Here is a 4,364-nt window from a genome sequence, read left to right on the forward strand (position 1 = left end):
GAGGCCGGCGTGCTCGCGGGCCCGCGCGCCGGCGCCGCCTATGCGCTGATCGTCTGCTTCGACGACCTGTCGATCGCGCATCGCGTGCGCGCGCACGAGGCGTTCCGCGCGCTCGGCGCCGACCTCATGGAGTACGTGTACTGAGCCGCCGCGCCGCTCGCGCCGCCCGCGCCGCTCGTTCCGCTCGTTCCGCGAGACCGCGCGTGCGGGTCGAGACCCCACGCCGTTTCGTGAGGTCTCGACCCAGGGAGGCGGTCTCGCGGGATCACCGGGCACGGCGTCCCCGCGGGTCAGAAGGCCGCGGGTCAGAAGGCCGCGGGTCAGAACACGATCGTGTGGTTGCCGTGGCGGATGACGCGGTCCTGCGCGTGCCACAGCACGGCACGCGAAAGCACCTGACGCTCGACGTCGGCGCCGCGGCGGGCGAGTTCGTGCACGGTGTCGCCGTGGGTCACGCGGATGGTGTCCTGCTCGATGATGGGACCCTCGTCGAGGTCGCTCGTGACGTAGTGCGACGTCGCACCGATGAGCTTGACGCCGCGCTCCTTCGCCTTCCGGTACGGCTCGGCGCCGATGAACGCGGGCAGGAACGAGTGGTGGATGTTGATCACCGGCACCCCGAGCCGCTCGAGGAACTGCGGCGACAGGATCTGCATGTACCGCGCCAGCACGACGAAGTCGACGTTCCCCACCAGCAGGCGGAGGATCTCCGCCTCGGACTCCGACTTGTCGGGGCCGGCGACCGACGGCACGTGGAAGAACGGCACGCCGAAGCTGCGCACGTCCTCCGCCGTCGTCGTGTGGTTGGAGACCACCATCGGGATCGTCACCGGCAGGTCACCCCGGCGATGCCGCCACAGCAGGTCGAGCAGGCAGTGGTCCTGCTTCGACGCGAGGATCGCCATGCGCTTGGGCACCGACTGGTCGGTGAGCTCCCACTCCAGCTCGAAACCCGTCAGCGTCGACGCGATGTCCGCCTCGATCGCGGGCCGGTCGGCGGCGAAGTCGGGGCGGTGGAACACGACCCGCTGGAAGTAGGCGCCGCCGCGGTGATCGTCGGAGAACTGGTCGAACGCGACGATGTTCCCGCCGATTCCGGTGATCATCGCTGAGACGGCGGCGACGATCCCGGGCTTGTCGCTGCCGTGCACGATGAGACACGCATGATCGGCCGGCAGGTGGGGACTGTGCACGGGAGGCATTGATTCATTCTGCCATCGCGGCCTGGGCGACGTCGTTGCGACGCTGGGGGAGGATGCCGCGGCATCCGGATGCGGTAGAGTCTACCATTCTGACATCTACCACGGTAGAATCGCGTTATGAGCCTCAACATCAAGAACGAGCGGACGCACGCGCTCGTGCGCGAGCTGGCCGCGCTGACCGGCATGAGTCAGACGAGCGCCGTGGAGGATGCCGTGCGTCGCCGCCTCGACGAGTTGCAGCGCACCAGCACCCCCACCGGTCGGCGGAGGCCGCCGGCGAAGTTTCCGCCCGAAGAGGTCGAGCGGCGTATCGCAGCGGCCAAGAGAATCGCGCAGGAGTTCGTCGCCGAGACGACGCCCGAGCAGCGTGAGGCGATGCGCAATCACGGTGACTGGCTGTACGACGACATGGGCCTGCCGAAGTGATCGTCGACAGCTCGGCGCTCATCTCGGCACTCCTCCTGGAGCCGGGATCCGAGCGGATCTTCGAGCTCCTGGGCGAGTATGGAGGCCAGATCCCCGCGCCGATCCTCGTCGAGGCCCGGATGGTCGCTCGGTCCAAGGCAGGGTCTGGCGGCGTGCGTCGGCTCGAAGGGATCATTCGCCAGTTTCGTCTCGGAGTCACCCCTTTCGATCTTGAGCAGGCCGACGTCGCGAGCAGCGCGCATATCTCGTACGGCCGCGGCACGGGCCACCCCGCCCGCCTCAACCTCGGTGACACCTACAGCTACGCGCTCGCGTACGTCCGCGACGAGCCGCTGCTGTTCGTCGGAGACGACTTCGGGCGCACCGACATCCGCTCGGCCCTCGAGGAGTATGGGGAGGAATACGGGGAGGCGTACGGGGACGACCACGCGCGGTAGACCAGGGCCGAGGTCCCGATCAGACGCCCTCCGGCAGGGCCGGATGCTCCTCTTCGGCGGGCCGCTGCGGGATGAACGCCGCCACCACGAGCGCGATGACCGCCGCGGCCAGTCCCAACAAGAAGGAGACCCGGAACGCGGATGCCGTGGGCACCTGCATCCCGTCCTGCACGGTCGACATGCTCGCGAGCACCGCGCCGACCACGGCGGCGGCGATGCTCGTGCCGAGCGAGCGGAACAGCGCGTTGAGGCCGTTCGACGCGCCGGTCTCGCTCTGCGGCACCGACCGCATGATGAGCATGGGCATGGCGGCGTAGCCGAACCCGATCCCCACGCCGATCAGCAGGTTCGCGACGAGGATGTGCCAGATCTCGGTCGCGAGCACGAGACTGAAGGAGTATGCCGCGACGAGCGCGATCGCCCCGAACACGAGCAGGCGGCGCGGCCCGACGGTGTGCGCCATGCGGCCGGAGAACGGCGAGAGCACCATCATCACGAGGCCCGATGGCATGATCACGAGGCTCGCCGCCAGCAGCGGCAGCCCGAGCCCGGCCGGCGGTGGCAGCTCGAGCAGTTGCGGATAGGACACGTTCGAGGAGAACAGCGAGAACCCCATCGCGACCGACGCGAGGTTCGTCAGCAGCACGGGGCGGCGGGCCGCGACCCGCAGGTCGAGCAGCGGCTCGGCGATCCGCAGTTCGAACCAGCCCCACATGAGCAGCACGGCGATGCCGCCGAGTCCGCAGCCGAGGGTTGCGGGCGAGGTCCATCCCCACTGATCGCCGCGCGAGATCGCGAGCAGGATGCCGAGCAGGCCCACCGCGAGTCCCGCTGCCCCCACGTAGTCGAAGCGCCCCGCGGTGCGCAGCACGCTCACCGGCACGATCCACAGGACGAGGGCGAAGACGACGGTGCCGAGTCCGGCGGCCATCCAGAACAGGCCGTGCCAGTCGGCGCGCTCCGTGACCAGCGCGCTGAGCGGGAGCCCGAGGGCGCCGCCGACGCCGAGCGTCGCGCTGATGAGGGCGATCGCGGCATCCACCCTGTCTTCGTGGAGCACGTCGCGCAGGATGGAGATGCCCAGCGGGATGACGCCGACGACGGCGCCCTGCAGCGCGCGACCGACGACGAGGCCCGGCAGTCCCGTCGACAGCGCCGCGATCACGGACCCGACGACCAGCGCCGCGATCAGCGCCAGCACGACGCGGCGTTTGCCGTACATGTCGCCGAGACGCCCGGCGATGGGGGTCACGACGGCGGCGGCGAGGAGGGTCGCGGTGACGACCCACGCGGTGTCCTCGCGGTCGGCGTCGAGCAGTTCGGGCAGCTTCGCCTGGATCGGCACGACGAGCGTGAACATGAACGACGAGCACAACCCCGCGATCGCGAGGACGGCGACGATCGCACCCTGCCTCGGCATCCGGGTGAGTCGCCTTCGTTCGTCGTCACCCGCGGAGCCCATCGGTTCAGGCTATCGGTGCTCGGAGACGCCGGTGCCGACGCGGCGCACCCCGGCACCACCCACCGTAGGCTGGAGGCATGCCCGGTCCGCGCGATCCCGACGACGACTCGGCCGAGGTGCTCTCGGAGAGTGTGTATCAGCGGTTGCGCCAGGGCATCGTCTCGGGCAGATACGCACCCGGCACGGGGCTGACCGAGCGCGAGATCGCGGCGGAGTTCGGCGTATCGCGCGCCCCGATCCGGGCGGCGATCAATCGGCTCGAGTTCACGGGATTCATCCGACTCGCGCCGCGGCGCACCGCTGTGGTCACCGCCGTGACGAGTGCGGATGCCGAGGAGCTGTACGATCTGCGCGCCGCGCTCGAACCGGTCGCCGCGCGGGCGGCGGCGCTGCGAGTGGCGGCGGGAGCGAGTCCCGAGCCGTTGGAGCGTGCGCTCGCCGCCGCGGCGCAGGCGATCGCGACCGACGACAGCGCGGGGCTCGACCACGCCAACGCCGAGCTTCACCGTGCGATCACCGCGCTGGCGGGTCATGCGCTGTTCGAGCGCACGTTCGCTCCGTTGCAGGACCGCAGCGACCGGTTGAGCGCAATCACGATCGCGAGCGCCCCGGCGGTGCGGCACGCCGAGCATCAGGCGCTCGTGAGCGCGATCGCCGCGGGCAATCCGCGCCTCGCCGAGGCGTGCGCGTTCACTCACGCCGAGCAGGGGCGGCTGCGGACGATGGAGGCTCTCGTCGATCAGACCGCGACGGCGGGGACCCCCGGCGGGCCCGGCGCAGCGAGGGCTTCGCGCAGGTAGGCGACTGCGCTCGGCACGGGCTGGACGATCTGCGGCC

At 70.5% G+C, this 4,364-nt stretch carries 5 protein-coding genes and 1 pseudogene; 4 read left to right on the forward strand and 2 right to left on the reverse strand.

Features of this window, described 5'->3' with window-relative positions:
• Positions 1–144, forward strand: a pseudogene (locus WBP48_RS04190) (serine hydrolase); the annotation flags it as partial.
• A gap of 176 nt (positions 145–320) precedes the next feature.
• On the opposite strand, the gene purU reads toward WBP48_RS04190, so the two are convergent.
• Entirely contained in the window at positions 321–1,202 is an 882-nt protein-coding gene (purU, locus tag WBP48_RS04195) for a formyltetrahydrofolate deformylase (RefSeq protein ID WP_424436528.1), read from the reverse strand.
• Between the two features lie 117 nt (positions 1,203–1,319).
• On the opposite strand from purU, the gene WBP48_RS04200 reads away from it, so the two are divergent.
• Positions 1,320–1,628 carry a type II toxin-antitoxin system VapB family antitoxin gene (locus WBP48_RS04200; RefSeq protein ID WP_424436531.1) on the forward strand — a complete coding sequence of 103 codons (309 nt, stop codon included), beginning with the start codon at positions 1,320–1,322 and terminating at the stop codon, positions 1,626–1,628.
• Complete coding sequence (locus WBP48_RS04205; RefSeq protein ID WP_424436534.1) at positions 1,625–2,065, forward strand: type II toxin-antitoxin system VapC family toxin; 441 nt, start codon at positions 1,625–1,627, stop codon at positions 2,063–2,065. The genes WBP48_RS04200 and WBP48_RS04205 overlap by 4 nt, the downstream gene beginning before the upstream one ends.
• A 19-nt stretch (positions 2,066–2,084) precedes the next feature.
• On the opposite strand, the gene WBP48_RS04210 is transcribed toward WBP48_RS04205, so the two are convergent.
• Positions 2,085–3,485 (reverse strand): MFS transporter, encoded by a 1,401-nt coding sequence (locus WBP48_RS04210; RefSeq protein ID WP_424436540.1) that lies wholly within the window; start codon positions 3,483–3,485, stop codon positions 2,085–2,087.
• A 119-nt stretch (positions 3,486–3,604) separates the two neighbouring features.
• Between WBP48_RS04210 and WBP48_RS04215 the strand changes: the two genes are divergently transcribed.
• Positions 3,605–4,327, forward strand: a complete 723-nt coding sequence (locus tag WBP48_RS04215) for a GntR family transcriptional regulator (RefSeq protein WP_424436537.1) — start codon at positions 3,605–3,607, stop codon at positions 4,325–4,327.
• Positions 4,328–4,364 lie beyond the last annotated feature (37 nt).

This window comes from Microbacterium sp., from assembly GCF_049661145.1.
Classification (GTDB): Bacteria; Actinomycetota; Actinomycetes; order Actinomycetales; family Microbacteriaceae; genus Microbacterium.